16 protein-coding genes are annotated in these 14357 nt (G+C 62.8%); 7 read left to right on the forward strand and 9 right to left on the reverse strand.

Annotated elements, in window-relative coordinates; genetic code table 11:
* Positions 1-22 precede the first annotated feature (22 nt).
* Positions 23-775 carry a GAF domain-containing protein gene (locus ACVC5H_RS22660; protein WP_489619969.1) on the forward strand — a complete coding sequence of 251 codons (753 nt, stop codon included), beginning with the start codon at positions 23-25 and terminating at the stop codon, positions 773-775.
* Positions 776-828: 53 nt separating this feature from the next.
* Here the strand turns inward: ACVC5H_RS22660 and ACVC5H_RS22665 are convergent, their stop codons facing one another.
* From ACVC5H_RS22665 to ACVC5H_RS22680, 4 genes are all read right to left on the reverse strand, one after another.
* The gene (locus ACVC5H_RS22665; RefSeq protein WP_489619970.1) at positions 829-2586 is read right to left on the reverse strand and encodes a sensor domain-containing phosphodiesterase; all 1758 of its coding nucleotides are present in this window, start codon (positions 2584-2586) and stop codon (positions 829-831) included.
* A 42-nt stretch (positions 2587-2628) separates the two neighbouring features.
* Positions 2629-4197 carry a methyl-accepting chemotaxis protein gene (locus ACVC5H_RS22670; protein ID WP_489619971.1) on the reverse strand — a complete coding sequence of 523 codons (1569 nt, stop codon included), beginning with the start codon at positions 4195-4197 and terminating at the stop codon, positions 2629-2631.
* 333 nt (positions 4198-4530) lie between these two features.
* Entirely contained in the window at positions 4531-5691 is a 1161-nt protein-coding gene (locus ACVC5H_RS22675) for a zinc-dependent alcohol dehydrogenase (RefSeq protein WP_489619972.1), read from the reverse strand.
* Positions 5692-5768: 77 nt separating this feature from the next.
* On the reverse strand, positions 5769-5957 hold the full coding sequence (locus tag ACVC5H_RS22680) for a hypothetical protein (protein ID WP_489619973.1): 189 nt from the start codon (positions 5955-5957) through the stop codon (positions 5769-5771).
* Positions 5958-6267: 310 nt separating this feature from the next.
* Here ACVC5H_RS22680 and ACVC5H_RS22685 point away from each other — a divergent pair, with 310 nt between their 5' ends.
* Positions 6268-6489, forward strand: a complete 222-nt coding sequence (locus ACVC5H_RS22685; protein ID WP_489619974.1) for a hypothetical protein — start codon at positions 6268-6270, stop codon at positions 6487-6489.
* A 74-nt stretch (positions 6490-6563) separates the two neighbouring features.
* Here ACVC5H_RS22685 and ACVC5H_RS22690 read toward each other — a convergent pair whose 3' ends face one another.
* Complete coding sequence (locus tag ACVC5H_RS22690; protein WP_489619975.1) at positions 6564-6794, reverse strand: hypothetical protein; 231 nt, start codon at positions 6792-6794, stop codon at positions 6564-6566.
* Between the two features lie 306 nt (positions 6795-7100).
* Between ACVC5H_RS22690 and ACVC5H_RS22695 the strand changes: the two genes are divergently transcribed.
* Positions 7101-7307: a KGG domain-containing protein gene (locus ACVC5H_RS22695; RefSeq protein ID WP_145606995.1), complete on the forward strand. Its 207-nt coding sequence runs from the start codon at positions 7101-7103 to the stop codon at positions 7305-7307.
* Between the two features lie 103 nt (positions 7308-7410).
* Entirely contained in the window at positions 7411-7902 is a 492-nt protein-coding gene (locus tag ACVC5H_RS22700) for a YciE/YciF ferroxidase family protein (protein WP_489619976.1), read from the forward strand.
* 77 nt (positions 7903-7979) lie between these two features.
* On the opposite strand, the gene ACVC5H_RS22705 is transcribed toward ACVC5H_RS22700, so the two are convergent.
* The 3 genes from ACVC5H_RS22705 to ACVC5H_RS22715 all read right to left on the reverse strand — a co-directional run bounded on the left by ACVC5H_RS22705 (position 7980) and on the right by ACVC5H_RS22715 (position 10034).
* Entirely contained in the window at positions 7980-8405 is a 426-nt protein-coding gene (locus ACVC5H_RS22705; RefSeq protein WP_489619977.1) for a DUF4399 domain-containing protein, read from the reverse strand.
* Positions 8406-8493: 88 nt separating this feature from the next.
* The gene (locus ACVC5H_RS22710) at positions 8494-9072 is read right to left on the reverse strand and encodes a hypothetical protein (protein WP_489619978.1); all 579 of its coding nucleotides are present in this window, start codon (positions 9070-9072) and stop codon (positions 8494-8496) included.
* A gap of 14 nt (positions 9073-9086) precedes the next feature.
* Positions 9087-10034: a ZIP family metal transporter gene (locus ACVC5H_RS22715; RefSeq protein WP_489619979.1), complete on the reverse strand. Its 948-nt coding sequence runs from the start codon at positions 10032-10034 to the stop codon at positions 9087-9089.
* Between the two features lie 354 nt (positions 10035-10388).
* Between ACVC5H_RS22715 and ACVC5H_RS22720 the strand changes: the two genes are divergently transcribed.
* From ACVC5H_RS22720 to ACVC5H_RS22730, 3 genes are all read left to right on the forward strand, one after another.
* On the forward strand, positions 10389-11291 hold the full coding sequence (locus ACVC5H_RS22720) for a manganese catalase family protein (RefSeq protein ID WP_489619980.1): 903 nt from the start codon (positions 10389-10391) through the stop codon (positions 11289-11291).
* A 94-nt stretch (positions 11292-11385) separates the two neighbouring features.
* A complete protein-coding gene (locus ACVC5H_RS22725) occupies positions 11386-11898 on the forward strand; it encodes a ferritin-like domain-containing protein (RefSeq protein ID WP_489619981.1) in 513 nt (170 codons plus the stop codon).
* A 59-nt stretch (positions 11899-11957) separates the two neighbouring features.
* Positions 11958-12350 (forward strand): hypothetical protein, encoded by a 393-nt coding sequence (locus tag ACVC5H_RS22730; RefSeq protein ID WP_489619982.1) that lies wholly within the window; start codon positions 11958-11960, stop codon positions 12348-12350.
* Here ACVC5H_RS22730 and ACVC5H_RS22735 read toward each other — a convergent pair.
* On the reverse strand, positions 12323-14293 hold the full coding sequence (locus ACVC5H_RS22735; RefSeq protein ID WP_489619983.1) for a putative bifunctional diguanylate cyclase/phosphodiesterase: 1971 nt from the start codon (positions 14291-14293) through the stop codon (positions 12323-12325). The genes ACVC5H_RS22730 and ACVC5H_RS22735 overlap by 28 nt on opposite strands.
* Positions 14294-14357 lie beyond the last annotated feature (64 nt).

The raw sequence follows: 14357 nt of genomic DNA on the forward strand, positions 1-14357 counted from the left end.
TACTTTTACAAGGATCAATCAAATGGGTCGCGCAGCACCATCTGATGACAACGAAACACCACCCAGCGACCCTGCGATGACCTCGCGGGAGGCAGCCCGGTTGCTGGGCGTGTCGATCACTACCGCCCAGATGTGGATGGAGAGCGGCATGCTGGCCTCCTGGAAAACCCCTGGCGGCCACCGGCGTACCCGGCTGAGTTCGGTCATGACCTTGCTCGGCCACCGCGAAATGAAACAACCCGAATCCGCTGCCGCTCGTGCTGGACCACTGGTCGACATTCCTTATCCGATCAGCCAGACCGAGGCAGAACGTGCGCGCTTTGTTGAACAAACAATGGAAGACACACATTCGGAGGCCCGCTTTCACCGCCTGACATGGCTCGCCAGCGAGCTGCTGGACGTGCCCATTGCCCTGGTCACTTTCCTGACCTCCGAGCTGCAGATCTTCCGTGCGGCACATGGCCTGAACATTCCCTCCACGCCGCGCTCGTGGGCCTTCTGCAATTACGCCGTGATGCAGGAAGAGATTTTCACCGTCTCCGATGCCACCAAGGACGCGCGCTTCGTCAACAATCCGATGGTCACGGCGGCGCCCTTCATCCGCTTTTACGCGGGCATCCGCCTGATGTACCAGGGCCGGGCCTTCGGCTCGCTGTGCGTCATCGATACCGAGCCGCGCATCCTGCGTGGCCACGAACGGCAGGCGCTGGAAGAGCTGGCCGCGCTGGCCACCGACATCCTTTCGCTGCAAATACTGGAATCGAAACGGCAATGACACCCTGAGCGCCGCGCTTGCTGCGGAGCTCAGCACGGGGCGCACAACGCAGTTCATTGCACCATCCCCAGCCACTCTTCCAGCTCCTCGGCCGGCATCGGCCGCGCAATCGCGTAACCTTGCGCGTAATCGCAACCCAGGTGATGCAGGATCTTGGCGGTACGATCACTTTCCACACCTTCGGCTACCACGCTGAAACCCAGCTGGTGAGCCAGATGGATGATGGAAGGCACGATCACCTGATCGGCCTGGTCCTCTTCCAGGCTGAGAATGAAGGAGCGGTCGATCTTCATGATGTCCGCAGGAATGTTTTTGAGGTAGGAGAGATTGCTGAAGCCGCTACCGAAGTCATCGATGGCCACCTTCACCCCTAGCTCACGGATGGCCTGCACACGTTGATGCACCACCTCCGGGTTACTGGCCATGGCGCTTTCGGTGAATTCGATTTCGATCAGTCCAGGGGGCACTGCATGCTGTTTCAGCTGGGCCGAGAGCAGGCGCAGGATATCGTCGGATTCGAAATCGCGTGCCGAGGTATTGATCGCAATCGGCACCACGCGCCCTCGGGCACGCCAGGCCGCCACCTGCGCTACCGCCTGACGCACGACCCAGCCCGTGATCTGGCGGATCTGCGCCGTCTTCTCCGCCAGCGCAATGAAGATCGCCGGCGAAATATGGCCCAGCACCGGGTGATGCCAGCGAATCAGGGCTTCCGCCCCGACGCAGCCGCCGTCGCGCAACCTGACCTTGGGCTGGTAATGCAGGCTCAGTTCATCGGAGGCATTGAAGGCCATCGGCAAGGCAGACAGCAGCCAGAAAGCATGGCGCTGGTTTTCCGCGTGCACCGCCTCAAACTGGCGCGGGCAGACGCCTTCCTCGCGGCTCACGTCAATGACCGTCAGGAGTGAACGCACCACGTCGCTGCCGGCAATGTCATCCACGGCCGGCAGCACGCCAATGGCGATGTCGAGCTGATGCGGAATGCCGTGGATTTCCAGCGCCTGCACGAATTGCTGCCGGACGTTGGCAATGTGCTCCTGGCGCTGCGATGTCGTGCCCTCGTCGAGGTAGACGAAGGTCGTGGTGGTCACCCGATATACTGGCACGCTGCCCAGCGCTTCGCACAGGGCGCGGCTGACCTGCACCAGGAAAGCCTCGGCATAATCCCAGCCCAGTGCCTTGACCATATCGAACAGATATTCACGCGAACAGATGTCCACCCCCAGCGCAGCACAAGGCAGGCCGGCGGCGCCCTGTACATGCGCGCGCGCACGCAGCACTTCCATGAGCCTGGCGCGATTGGGCAAACCCGTCACGTGGTCGGTATAGCCCCGGTTGCGCAGCTGCTCCAGACGCTCCATGACCATGGCGGCGAGCTGCTCCAGCCGGCCCACCTCAGTCGGGCCAAAACGCAGACGCGGCTGCGGATCAATGAGGCACAAGGACCCCAGCACATGGCCTTGCGGCGAGATCAGCGGCGCTCCCGCATAGAAACGGATATGCGGCGCACCGGTCACCAGCGCGTTGTCGTGAAAGCGCGGATCTCGCTGCGCATCGAGCACCACCATGCTGCTGCGGCTCAGAATGGTGTGGGCACAGAAGGACATGGCGCGCGGTGTTTCGTGAACCGGCAATCCGGCCCGCGATTTGAACCATTGCCGTTCTTCATCGACCAGTGACACCAGCGCGATCTCCACGCCAAAGAATGAGCGCGCCAGTTCGGTGATCTGGTCGCAGGATTTGTCGGGCAGCGTATCGAGCACGCAATAGCTCTGCAGCGTCGCCAGGCGCGTGCTCTCGTCGTCAGACAATACTGCCGATCCTGCGTAGTCAGTTTTTTCAAGCAGCACGGGTCAGCCCACCATCTGCGGCGCGGAGGCCAGCTTGAAGGTCGACACCAGCTGAGCCAGCGAGCCCGCCTGGGAAGTCAGCGACTCGGCAGCCGCAGCGGCTTGTTCCACCAGTGCCGAATTCTGCTGGGTGGCTTCATCCATGTGGCCGATGGCATCGTTGACCTGCTCGATGCCATCGCTCTGCTCGCGGCTGGACAGGCTGATCTCGGCAATCACGTCGGTTACCTTGCGCACGCTGGCAACGATCTCTTCCATGGTCTGGCCCGCGTCCCTGACCTGGCCGCTGCCGCTGGACACCTTGGCCACCGACGCCCCGATCAATTCCTTGATCTCCTTGGCCGCCGCCGCACTGCGCTGAGCCAGCGTGCGCACCTCGGACGCCACCACGGCGAAGCCGCGCCCGCCCTCGCCGGCGCGTGCCGCTTCGACGGCCGCGTTCAGCGCCAGGATGTTGGTCTGGAAAGCGATGCCATCGATCACGCCGATGATGTCCACGATCTTCAGCGAGGACTGCTGGATGTCTTCCATCGTCGCCACCACCTCGTCCATCATGTGGCCACCTTTGACGGCGATATCTGATGCCGAGACCGCCAGCTCGTTGGCTTGCGCGGCATTGGCCGCACTCTGGCGCACGGCCGAAGTGATCTCTTCCATGGCGCTGGCGGTTTCTTCCAGCGAGCTGGCCTGGCGTTCGGTGCGTCCCGACAGGTCTACGTTGCCGGAGGCGATTTCGGAAGACGCGCGTTCGATCGCATCGGTCCCCTGGCGCACCTTGCCGACGATGGCGGCCAGGCTGTCGCGCATCAAGCGCAGCGCGTGCAGCAGGCTGCTCTGGTCATCTGCGCGCGTGGCCACCTCCACGGCCAGGTCGCCGTGTGCGATACGCTGGGCGATGGCCATCGCATAGGCCGGTTCGCCACCGAGCTGGCGCAACAGGCTGCGCGTGATGATGAACGCCACTGCCACCGCGATCACGATCACCACCACGGCCAAGAGCGCAATGGCACGCGAGGCGTCGCTGGCCGAGCGCTCCGCGACCGCACCGGCATCGGTGCTCTGGCCGGCAATGTCAGCGATGAGCTTGTTGATGTCGGCCACGATCTTGCGCCGCAAGGGACTGCAATCATTGACCAGGAAACTGCGATAGGCCTCCATCGCCCCGCTCTCCCGATATTGGCGCGGCCGCTTGAGTTCGTCGGCCATCTGCAGCAAGCCGGTGCGCACCGCAGGGAAATGGGGATTGCCTGCCAGCCGCGCCTCCAGCTTCTGCAGTTCGGCGAGATAGAGCGCCTTTTGTTCATCGACGATCTTCAATTCGGTTTGCGCGTCGGCGTCGCTGAGGAAGACGTAGGCATTGCGGGCAGCGATGCCGGTCTGGTCCAGCGCTTCGCGCGCCGCGTAGAGAGGAGACAGGCTCTCGTTCTGTACTTCATTGGCGCGCTGGATCGTCGCACGCAGCGAATGGATCTCCACCATGGCCACCCCTACCAGCACCAGCATCATCACCAGCAGACTGGCGAAGCCCAAGCTCAGCTTCACGCCGAGCTTCATGTTTGACAACACCTTCATTCACTTTTCCCCGTATGACGTCTGTGACGTAGATATAAAAAATATGCAAATAATCACAAAACATCTCGACATATAAGTCACATATTTCATAATTTCTGCAGTATTTACGCACACAAAGGTCTTACCAGCAAATGAAACTTGCAGCATTGTCGCGTTTATATCACTTTGTGACTGTTGTAGAGGCCAACGCGAGCCGACGCATGAACGATACGGGTCACACGGCTTGAAGAGGGAAAAAGGGGGGCTTCATCAAAATGAGCAAAATGCAGCGGCAAATAAAAAAGCGACCGGCATGACCGGTCGCTTCACACGCCACCAACGGCCTCGGAGGCTTCATGCCGTCAGCACTACCTTGCGGCACTCTTCGCGTTTTTCATTGAAGATGCGATAGCCTTCGGCGGCCTGCTCCAGAGGCAGGCGGTGGGTAATGATGGCCTCCGGACGCAGCCAGCCATCCTCGATATTGGCCAGCAGCTCGGGCATGTAGTGCTGCACGTGGGTCTGGCCGGTTTTGATGGTCAGGCCCTTCTCGAAGATGTCACCGAACAGGAAGCCATGGATGAAGCCGGCATAGACGCCCGGCACGCTGATCGTGCCGCCGCGCCGCACCGAGGCGATGCAATGGCGCAGTGCCTGGCCGCTGCTGCCTTCGAGCTTGAGGTTGGTCATCGCGGTTTCCAACACGCTCCCCTTGGCCTCGAAGCCCACTGCATCGATCACCGCATCCACACCGCGTCCCGCGGTATTGGCGATGATGGTCTCGCCCGGATCCACCTGATCGAAATTGATGGGGATGGCCGCGTACTGCTCAGCGGCGAAACGCAAGCGGTAATCGTGATGATCGACGATGAAGATCTTTTCCGCACCCAGCATGCGCGCGCACGCCGCTGCCATTTGCCCGACCGGGCCGGCGCCATAGATGGCCACGCTGGAGCCCTCGCGCACCCCGGCATTCTTGACGGCCTGATAGCCCGTAGGAAGGATATCGCTCAGGAACAGCACCTGCTCATCGGCCAGCGGTGAGTCGATGCGGATGGGACCGACGTCGGCCTTGGGCACCCGCACGTACTCCGCCTGCCCGCCCGGCATGCCGCCATACAAGTGGCTGTAGCCGAACATGGCCGCGCCCGAGCGTATGCCCTTGCCATTCATGATGGCGCCACGGTCAGGGTTGGTGGTTTCGCAGGCCGCGTACAGATGCTGGTCACAGAAGAAGCACTGGCCGCAGGCGATGACGAAGGGCACCACCACACGATCCCCTTTCTTGAGGCGCTTCACGCCCGGCCCGGTCTCGACCACCACGCCCATGAATTCGTGGCCGAGGATGTCGCCAGCCTTGGTGGCAGGAATCTTGCCGCGATACAGGTGCAGGTCGGAGCCACAGATGGCGGTGGCCGTGACCTTGAGGATGATGTCATCGGCCTCCTGGATGATGGGATCGGGTACGGTCTCGACCCGCACATCGTGGGTGGAATGGTAGAGCAATGCGCGCATGGTTTCTCCTTGGATGAGCTGGCCGCAGGCAAGAGGACAGCGCTCACGGCGCCCTCCTCCCGAAGATCAACAAGCGCTCAGCGCGGCGCGCGGGCGTCGTCCTGCACGATGTCGACCTCGGGCTTGGCGATTTCCTTGTTGGCGTTGTCGGTGCTGGTTTCCCGGGCTTCCACGTGATCGCTGCGGGCCGGCTGGCTGGTGGCTTGGCCGCTGGACTGTGCGGGACTGGGATTGGCACGGGTGGGCAATTTGGATTCGATGGACATGCCGGGCTCCTTGACTGGACAGGTGAGGCAACGAGGAAAAACGGAGTCTCCAGATTAAACAGCGCCCTGCCGCGCAACCATCAGCGAGCCACGCCTAGCCTTGTGGGCAGAGGCTGTCGGACTGGTCAGCGCTGCTTGATGAGCGCAGGAGCCAGGGCAATGCAGGAAGCAGCGACGTCGACGTTTGGGGCCCCCGCACGCGGCACCCGCCGACATACACTGCGCGCCGCGCCCGGTAGCATTGCGGAAATCATCTGCACAGCGGCCCTGTGGCCGTGTATTTCATTCACCTGAAGATGAGGAGAGCATCATGACCGACGCCCTGAACAAGCATACCCACGCCGCCGACACGTCCGGCCCGCAAGATCTGCAAACGCAAGGCAATCCGCCCAGCGGGACCAATGAACGCGACATGCTCGACCGTGGCAAGCGCCACGCACCGGGCGACAGCGACAAGCCCGCTTCCAGCAACAAGCCCGAAGGCGGCAATTATTCGGAGCAGGACATGCGGGAAAACAGCCCGCAACTGTGATCAGCACCGCAAGCCCCCTGCCGGGGATCCGCTGCCCGGCAGATCAATTTCATTTCGGAGAGGGACGGTAGCGCTCAGTCCTCGCGGTCGAATTCGGCCAGCACCATCTCCACCTGCAGACACTGCAATTTCAATTCCTTGATGGCTCGGCGGTAGCGGCGAAAGTCCCGGCGCTCGGGCAGGTCGCCGTCTCCCTTGCTGAGCCGCACCACATCATGCACGATGGCCTGCAGGATGCCGGCGGCCTGTTCGTGCGAGGCCTTGAGCCGATTCACTCCCTCGATCAGCGCTTGTTTCTTCTTCATTGTGATATCCCGGTATCCGCCCTTGTCGGCTGCCTGCGTGCAGGGTGCTTCCCAGCCCGGCAGTTGGCATGCACTGCTTGAACATGCCATGGAGTTCTTTGCAGGGCATTTGTTCCTGATCAGACCGTCACGCCAGAGCATAGGCTCTTCTTCACGGACGCTGGCATGACTGACAGCTCACGCCACCCTCTCATCGGGCAACACGCTGATATCGCAGCCAAGGCGGTCTGCCTAAGATGAGGACTCGTAGGGAAGACAAAGCCCTGCGGAATTTTCCACCCCTCTTGATACACAAGGAGATACATCATGGCAAACCAAAACCAAGGCTCGACCAGCAACCGCGGCTTCGCTTCGATGGATGAAAACAAGCAGCGCGAAATCGCCTCCCAGGGCGGCAAGGCCGCTCACGAAAAGGGGACCGCGCACGAGTTCAGCTCCGAAGAAGCGCGTGAAGCCGGCCGCAAGGGCGGCCAGAACAGCCACGGCGGTGGCAACCAGGGCAACAACCGCTAAGCGCGGTGGATTGCTGAAGGCAGAGGGCCCTGCGGGGCCCTTTTTGCTGCGCATCGTTTTACGCCCATTATCCGATCACGCCCGACCGATCAAGGAGATCAGCATGACCGTCAAGACCCTCAAGGACCTGTTCATCCACAGCCTGTCCGACGTCTACAGCGCCGAGAAACAACTCACCCGCGCCCTGCCCCGCCTGGCGCGTGCCGCCACCACGCCCGAGTTGCGCCAGGCGTTTGAAAAGCATCTGGAAGAAACCCAGGGACAGATCGAGCGCATCGATCGCCTGGTGGACAATGCCGAGCTGCGGCTCAAGCGCATCAAGTGCGTGGCCATGGAAGGCCTGGTCGAAGAAGGTCGCGAGCAGATCGATGAAATCGAGAAGGGCCCCGTGCTCGATGCCGCGCTCATCGGAGCCGCGCAAAAGGTGGAACACTACGAGATCGCCACCTACGGCACCCTGTGCGCGCTGGCCAAGCAACTGGGACTGGACGATGCCGCCAGGCTGCTCGACGAAACCCTGCAGGAAGAAAAGGCCACGGACGAAAAGCTCAGCCAGCTGGCACTGCAAAAGGTCAACCAGCAACAGGCTGCCTGAACCAGCCGTCCCCTCCGCACAGCACGCTCCGCATCAGGCCGGGCCCATCCACGGGCACCGGCCTGTTTCCGTCTGGGCTACTTGACGGTGATATTGATCCCGTGCGCCATCATGTGTCCGTACGAACGGTGCTCGCCATCGGCGAACTGCGCCGTGAGCTTGTACTTGCCGGGCGGTAGCGAAACCATGGTCTCGGCCTGGCCATCGTCCAGATGCAGATGGGTGTCGTCATGCGGGATGATCTCACCCTTGCCCACAGGCGCGTGATTGATGAGGAGATGGTGATGCCCCGTGCCCTCGACCAGCTTGCCTGCCGGCCGGGTGCTCATGGCATGGGCGGCCAGACGCACGCGGAAGGGACTGGTGACGGTCTGGCCGCTCTTGGGTTCGAGGATACTCAAGGTGGGCTCGTCCGCCCTGGCAGGCAGGGCGTGCATGGTCAGCAGAAGCGTGCCTGCAAAGGTGGCGGCCAGCAGCTTGCGTCGGGAAAGAGATTTGCACATGAGGACTCCTGTGGAGATGAAAGAGGAAAAATCGGCACACGGCGCGGCCATCGCGCAAGAGAAGCCCCGGCTGCGCCGTTGGCGGCGCTCAGATCGACAGCGGGCCACGCTCTTGCCGTGGCAGGCGCGCATGCAGCTTGGCCAGCAAGCTGCGCAACTGGACGCGGTACTCGAGCACCACGCCTCGTTCACAATAAGGCGCCCAGGCAGGGTCGAAGGCAAGCTCGGCCGGATCCAGCGCGCTCTCGGACGGCACCGTGCGCCGCACCGAAGACGTGCCGGGCATCTGCAACCGCACCTGGGTCGCCTGTCCCAGGCTGCCGCGCAGTTCCAGCAGCGTCAGGGCCACGGTGCGGTACTTGTGCGGCGCCTCCAGTTCCACACCGCAGGCGGCACAGACCAGCCGCAGCCTGGCCTTCACATCCTTGCCGCCGTGCGCCTGGCGGCCTTCGTTCCAGGCTGCGCCGAACAACAAGGGACCGGCATGGTTGAGATAGGCTTCCAGGCAGAACGACAGCAGCATCAAGGCCGACAGGAATACCCAGCGCGAACCGGACTGCTCTTGCCCCGCCTTCCGGATGAGCAGCTCGGCGCCGCGCCAGAGTTCCACGTACGTCAGCGTCGGTGCCACGATGGCGGGATCGCCTGCAGAGGCGGAGCTGGCCATGATGTTGTTCTCCTTCATGAGAGCGCCGTATCCATCACCATCATCAGCACGAAACCGGCGATGAGACAGCAGGTCGCCGCCAAAGCATCGCGGCGGCGATGCGGATCAGGAATCACCTCATGGGCCAACACGAACAGCATCGCTCCCGCCGCGCCGCCGAGCGCCCAGGGCAGCATCGCGGCCGACAGCGAAACCAGGGCCGCACCTGCCACTGCGGCCAGCGGCTCCACCAGTCCCGAGAGAATGCCGCAGCCGATGGCATCGGCGCGCGAGTAACCGATGCCGCGCAAGGCGGTGGCGACGATCATGCCCTCCGGGATGTCCTGCAAGGCAATGCCGAAGGTCAGTACCGAGGCCTGTTCCGGTGCCACGCCGCCATAGGCCACGCCCACGGCCAGGCCTTCCGGGAGATTGTGCAGCCCGACGGTGAGCACGAACAGCCACACCCGGCGCAATGCCGCCTGGCGCGCCAGCTCGTCATGTCCCTGCCCGGCGCGTTGCAGCGCCAGCACCAGCAGCGCTCCGCAGAGCACGCTGGCGCCGGTGACGAGACTGGCCATCTGCTTGCCGGCCCCGCTTGCCTCCAGGCTGTGCAGGGCGGGCAGGATCAGCGAGAACACCGACGCCGCCAGCATCACGCCGGCGCCAAAGCCGGTACAGCAATCGGCCATGCGCGGAGAAAAACGACGCGAGAAGAACAGAGGCAGGGTGCCCGCCGCCGTCGCTGCGGCAGCAGCCATCCCGCCGCAATAGGCACGCCAGATGCGTTCATCCTGCGCACTCCACCAGCCAATGACGGCGGCCAGTACCGCCACGCCCACGGCGACCAGTGGCCAGCTCAGTCGAATGGCATCGGGAGCAGGGGTAGTGACAGGTGCCGCAGCGATCCCGGCGCAGACCCGCGCAGGGTCCGCCTCCAATAGCTTGAAGGTAGTCACGGGGGGCTCGACTTTCTTGAGCATGTTGTCCTTGCCTGTACGGAATGGGGTGCCTGCAGTCAGCGTGGAGCCAGTGCAGGCATACAAGATGATGGAAGTCTCCGAGTCTAGCGGCGCGCCGCTGCGCGCTCCATCGGACTAACACTGAATGTCGGACCTGTGGTCGTCCGACGGCCAGCTGCTGCCGCGCTAAGGATCTCCGACACGCTTCATCGTCAACGATCACCACCTGTTTTCCGCTCGCGCCGATGGTATGGCTGAGCGCTCGCCTCCTAGCATGAAGGCTCTGTTGAACGCACCGCTGCGCCGGACCTGCGGCGAGTCTGTCGCGTTCAACTTCTGCCCCCTCAATCCCACGACCTCGACAAGGAGTCCGATATGTTCGCTCACAACAAGCGCCTGCAATACACGGTACGCGTCGCCGGCCCCAATCCAGGGCTGGCCAATCTGATGCTGGAACAATTCGGCGGCCCGCAAGGCGAACTCGCCGCCGCTTGCCGCTACTTCACGCAGGCCATTGCCGAGGACGATCCCGGCCGCAAGGACATGCTCTTCGATATCGCCACCGAAGAACTGAGCCACCTCGAAGTGATCGGCAACATCGTCGTCATGCTCAACAAGGGCGCCAAGGGCAAGCTGGCCGAGGGGGTGGAAGAAGAAGGGCTGCTTTACAAGGAAATCACCGGTGCGGGCAACGACAGTCACATCACCCAGGTGCTATACGGGGCCGGCGCACCGCTGGTCAACTCTGCAGGGGTGCCATGGAGTGCCGCTTACGTCGACACCATTGGCGAACCGACCGCCGACCTGCGTTCCAACATCGCGGCCGAAGCGCGCGCCAAGATCGTCTATGAACGACTCATCAATCTGACCGATGATCCGGGTGTGAAGGAAGCCCTGGGCTTCCTGATGACACGCGAGATCGCCCACCAGAAGTCGTTCGAAAAAGCGCTCTATTCCATCCGTCCCAATTTCCCGCCGGGAAAGCTGCCTGGCGATCCGCGCTTCTCCAAGGTCTACGTCAATCTCTCGCAAGGCGTAGGCGAGCAGACCGGTCCGTGGAATGACGGCAAGCAGTGGGAACGCCTGGATGGTGCCGACGCCCTGACCCCGGCCGATGGTGGCGATGGCCAGGCCACGGTGGAACTGGGCGCGGAAGAACAGGCCATGCTGGACCAGATGGCCGCGCGCACCGCTTCCGCCCAGGACGGCGAACCCCTCACGGGCGCCGAGATCGGCTCGGCCGATCCGGAAATGAACCTCAAGGCCAAGAAGCCCTGAACTCCTCAGCTCTCACTGCTGAGCGCGCCTTGCCCCGGCAAGGCGCTACCGCCGTGCTCGCGCGCGGCGGGCTGACACCGACAAGGAGAATGCCATGACCACCGACGTCAACGAAAACCTGCTGGCCTGGCTCAAGGATGCCCATGCCATGGAACAGCAAGCCGAGCAGATGCTCAAGGCCCAGGCCAGCCGCATCGATCACTATCCCGAACTGAAAGCGCGGCTGGAATCGCACCTGCAGGAAACCCTGGGCCAACAGGAACTGGTGGAGGGCTGCATCAAGCGGCTCAATGGCAGCGCATCCATGTTCAAGGACATGGCCGGCCGCATGAGCGCATTCGCGCAAGCGGCCGGCGGCATGACCCAGCATGATGAGGTGGTCAAGGGTGCCATTGCCGGCTATGTCTTCGAGAACCTGGAGATTGCCTGCTACACCTCGCTGATCGCCGCCGCACGCGAGGCCGGCGACAGCGAAACCCAGCGTATCTGCGAACAGATCCTGGAGCAGGAAAAAGCCATGAGCACCTGGATGCTCAACCACCTGCCCACGGTGACGCGAGACTTCCTGGTGCGCTCGGCCACGCCGGGCGAAAAGGCCAAGGTCTAGGGCAGCCGGCTCATGCAGCGGCCGCGCAGACAAGCCAGCATCTGAACGAGGAGATTTCGATGATCACGCAGGAACCGACGGTGGCGGTCTTTCCCTTCCCCACGCTGGCCAGCGCCGAGCGTGCCTACGACGCCTTGCGCGAACGCGGGCTCACTGCGGAGCAACTGGAATTGCGCGTCATGGATGACGAAGCCGGTCCTTCCAGCGGCAACTTCATCCTCGACTACAAGGAAACCGACGTCCACTTCGACAGCAGCTGGATGGACATGCTGGGTAGCCGCGACGATCCCAACGTGGGAGCGGGCCGGCAGGAAGTGTTCTGGTCCTGCGAAGCGCTGCTGCTCGTGAGCACCCGCGATCCGCACATCCTCAACGCCTTGCAGGAGGTCTATCGCGCCAGCGGCATGGATTTCGACGCGGCACGTCAGCCGCGCGGGTCCATCTCGCGCTGAAGCAGGAGGGCTTGCTGCGCTTGCAGCCAGGCTTGTACCTGGTCCGCTGCCAGCGGGACGGAAAACAGATAGCCCTGCCCATACAGCGCACCCAGTTCGCGCAGACTGTCCAGATGCGCGGGCGTCTCCACCCCTTCCACCACACAAGCCAGTTGCATGTCATGCGTGAGGGCCAGCAGCGACTTGACGATCTTGCGGCTGACCGCATTGTGGTCGATGTCGGCCACGAAGCTCTTGTCGATCTTGATGCGCGTCAGCGGCAGGGCGTGCAAGTGGCTCAGGCTCGCATAGCCGGTACCGAAATCGTCTAGCGTGATCCCGCAGCCCAGCTGCCGCAAGCTGTTCACCAACTGGCGCGACTTCCGCAGGTCCTGCAGCACCGCCGTTTCGGTGATTTCCAGATCCAGGCGCGAAGCGCACAGGCCTGAGCGGGTGATGACCTCCACAATCTGCTCCATGCCTTCGCGGGTATTGATGTCATTGGCTGACAGATTGAAGGACAGGCGAATCTCCGGCGGCCAGGTAGCAGCCGCCTGCAGGGCTTTCCTGAGCAGGATCACGCTCAACTGGTTGATGATGCCCATGCGTTCGGCCGCCGGGATGAACTCCATCGGCGCCACCGTGCCCTTGACCGCGCTATGCCAGCGTGCCAGGGCTTCGAAGGCGATCGGCTGGCAATCATCTAGGCGCACGATGGGCTGGAAGTACACCGACAGTTCACGCTCGAAATCGGCCAGCCGCAAGGCTTGCTCGATATTGGCATTGCGCTGGATCTGCGCCTTGTCCTGTTCCGAGAACAAGGTCACGGTACCGCGCCGTTCGCGCTTGCCCTGGTACAGCGCATAGTCGGCGTGCTCGTAGAGCGAGCTGGCATCCACGGCCATGTCGGGGAAGGTCGCCACGCCGACCGACGCGGCAATCTGCACCGTGGCCTTGTACAGCACGAAGGGCCGGCGCAGCGCATCACAGATGCGGCCGCCGAACTGTTGCAGGGCCTCGTCGCTCAGGTCGGCATCGATGATGATGGCGAACTCGTCGCCGCCCAGGCGCGCCAGATGGAAGCGTTCGTCATGGCAAACCGCCGACAGGCGCTGGCCCACTTCCACCAACAGTTGATCACCATGGGTGTGGCCATACAGGTCATTGACGGCCTTGAAGCCATCGAGGTCGAGAATGGCCACGGCGAAGCGCTGGCCACCGCCGGTGGCACGGGTGCATATTTCGTCGAGCTGGGTGAAGAACTTGCGCCGGTTGGGGATGCGCGTCAGCGAGTCGATGTTGGCCAGGCGCAGGTTCTCGTTGCCCAGCAGCGCAGTCTTGACCTGGGCATCGACCAGCCGGGTGAAATCGTTGTAGTGGCTGTTGACGATGGCCAGCATGCCAATGGTCACCAGCACCACGTTCAGGGCGGCGGCCACGAAGGTAGGGATATTGGTGGAAAGAAAAAATACCGTGAAGATGCCATTGACGATCAGTGCCACCGACAGCGCCGCCGAGCGCAGGTACATCAGGCAGAAGATGCAGCAGACGACGGTGATGCCCATGTAGAAGGCCACGTGCGCCTGGGCATAACTGTCGCCGTAGGGAAACAGCATCACCGACCACAGCGAGAAACTGAGTGCAATCGGTGCCGCCAGGAAATTGGTCCGCTTGAGCGCCCTGGCCGCCATCCCTGGTGTCGGATCGACGTGCCGGCCACGCCACCAGAACGTCAGCCGCGTCACGCACAGCACCGTCAGCAGCGCCGGAAAATACAAGCTTAGCCACTGAGGGGCCAGGGGGAAATAGGTCTGTGCCAGCGCCCAGCTGTTGATCAGCAGGATCAGGTACATCATCGGCATCTTGCCGGAGAAGGCACGGTACTGCGCGATGAGCAGCTCGGGCTGATCGTAGTCGACGCGCCAGTAACGGCGCACCATGCGCATCAATGAGTAAGCAGACATCCTGTGCTCAGTGCCTTTTCACCTTTATACCGCGTCAGAAAGCCATGGAAGAGAGCGGGATCAG

Source organism: Herbaspirillum sp. Her3, from assembly GCF_057961275.1.

Excerpts from the sequence above, each read along its gene's own strand:
- ACVC5H_RS22660 (WP_489619969.1), top strand. The coding sequence starts at position 23 with ATGGGTCGCGCAGCACCATCTGATGACAACGAAACACCACCCAGCGAC.
- ACVC5H_RS22670 (WP_489619971.1), bottom strand. The coding sequence starts at position 4,197 with ATGAAGGTGTTGTCAAACATGAAGCTCGGCGTGAAGCTGAGCTTGGGC.
- ACVC5H_RS22675 (WP_489619972.1), bottom strand. The coding sequence starts at position 5,691 with ATGCGCGCATTGCTCTACCATTCCACCCACGATGTGCGGGTCGAGACC.
- ACVC5H_RS22680 (WP_489619973.1), bottom strand. The coding sequence starts at position 5,957 with ATGTCCATCGAATCCAAATTGCCCACCCGTGCCAATCCCAGTCCCGCA.
- ACVC5H_RS22685 (WP_489619974.1), top strand. The coding sequence starts at position 6,268 with ATGACCGACGCCCTGAACAAGCATACCCACGCCGCCGACACGTCCGGC.
- ACVC5H_RS22690 (WP_489619975.1), bottom strand. The coding sequence starts at position 6,794 with ATGAAGAAGAAACAAGCGCTGATCGAGGGAGTGAATCGGCTCAAGGCC.
- ACVC5H_RS22695 (WP_145606995.1), top strand. The coding sequence starts at position 7,101 with ATGGCAAACCAAAACCAAGGCTCGACCAGCAACCGCGGCTTCGCTTCG.
- ACVC5H_RS22700 (WP_489619976.1), top strand. The coding sequence starts at position 7,411 with ATGACCGTCAAGACCCTCAAGGACCTGTTCATCCACAGCCTGTCCGAC.
- ACVC5H_RS22705 (WP_489619977.1), bottom strand. The coding sequence starts at position 8,405 with ATGTGCAAATCTCTTTCCCGACGCAAGCTGCTGGCCGCCACCTTTGCA.
- ACVC5H_RS22710 (WP_489619978.1), bottom strand. The coding sequence starts at position 9,072 with ATGGCCAGCTCCGCCTCTGCAGGCGATCCCGCCATCGTGGCACCGACG.
- ACVC5H_RS22715 (WP_489619979.1), bottom strand. The coding sequence starts at position 10,034 with ATGCTCAAGAAAGTCGAGCCCCCCGTGACTACCTTCAAGCTATTGGAG.
- ACVC5H_RS22720 (WP_489619980.1), top strand. The coding sequence starts at position 10,389 with ATGTTCGCTCACAACAAGCGCCTGCAATACACGGTACGCGTCGCCGGC.
- ACVC5H_RS22725 (WP_489619981.1), top strand. The coding sequence starts at position 11,386 with ATGACCACCGACGTCAACGAAAACCTGCTGGCCTGGCTCAAGGATGCC.
- ACVC5H_RS22730 (WP_489619982.1), top strand. The coding sequence starts at position 11,958 with ATGATCACGCAGGAACCGACGGTGGCGGTCTTTCCCTTCCCCACGCTG.
- ACVC5H_RS22735 (WP_489619983.1), bottom strand. The coding sequence starts at position 14,293 with ATGTCTGCTTACTCATTGATGCGCATGGTGCGCCGTTACTGGCGCGTC.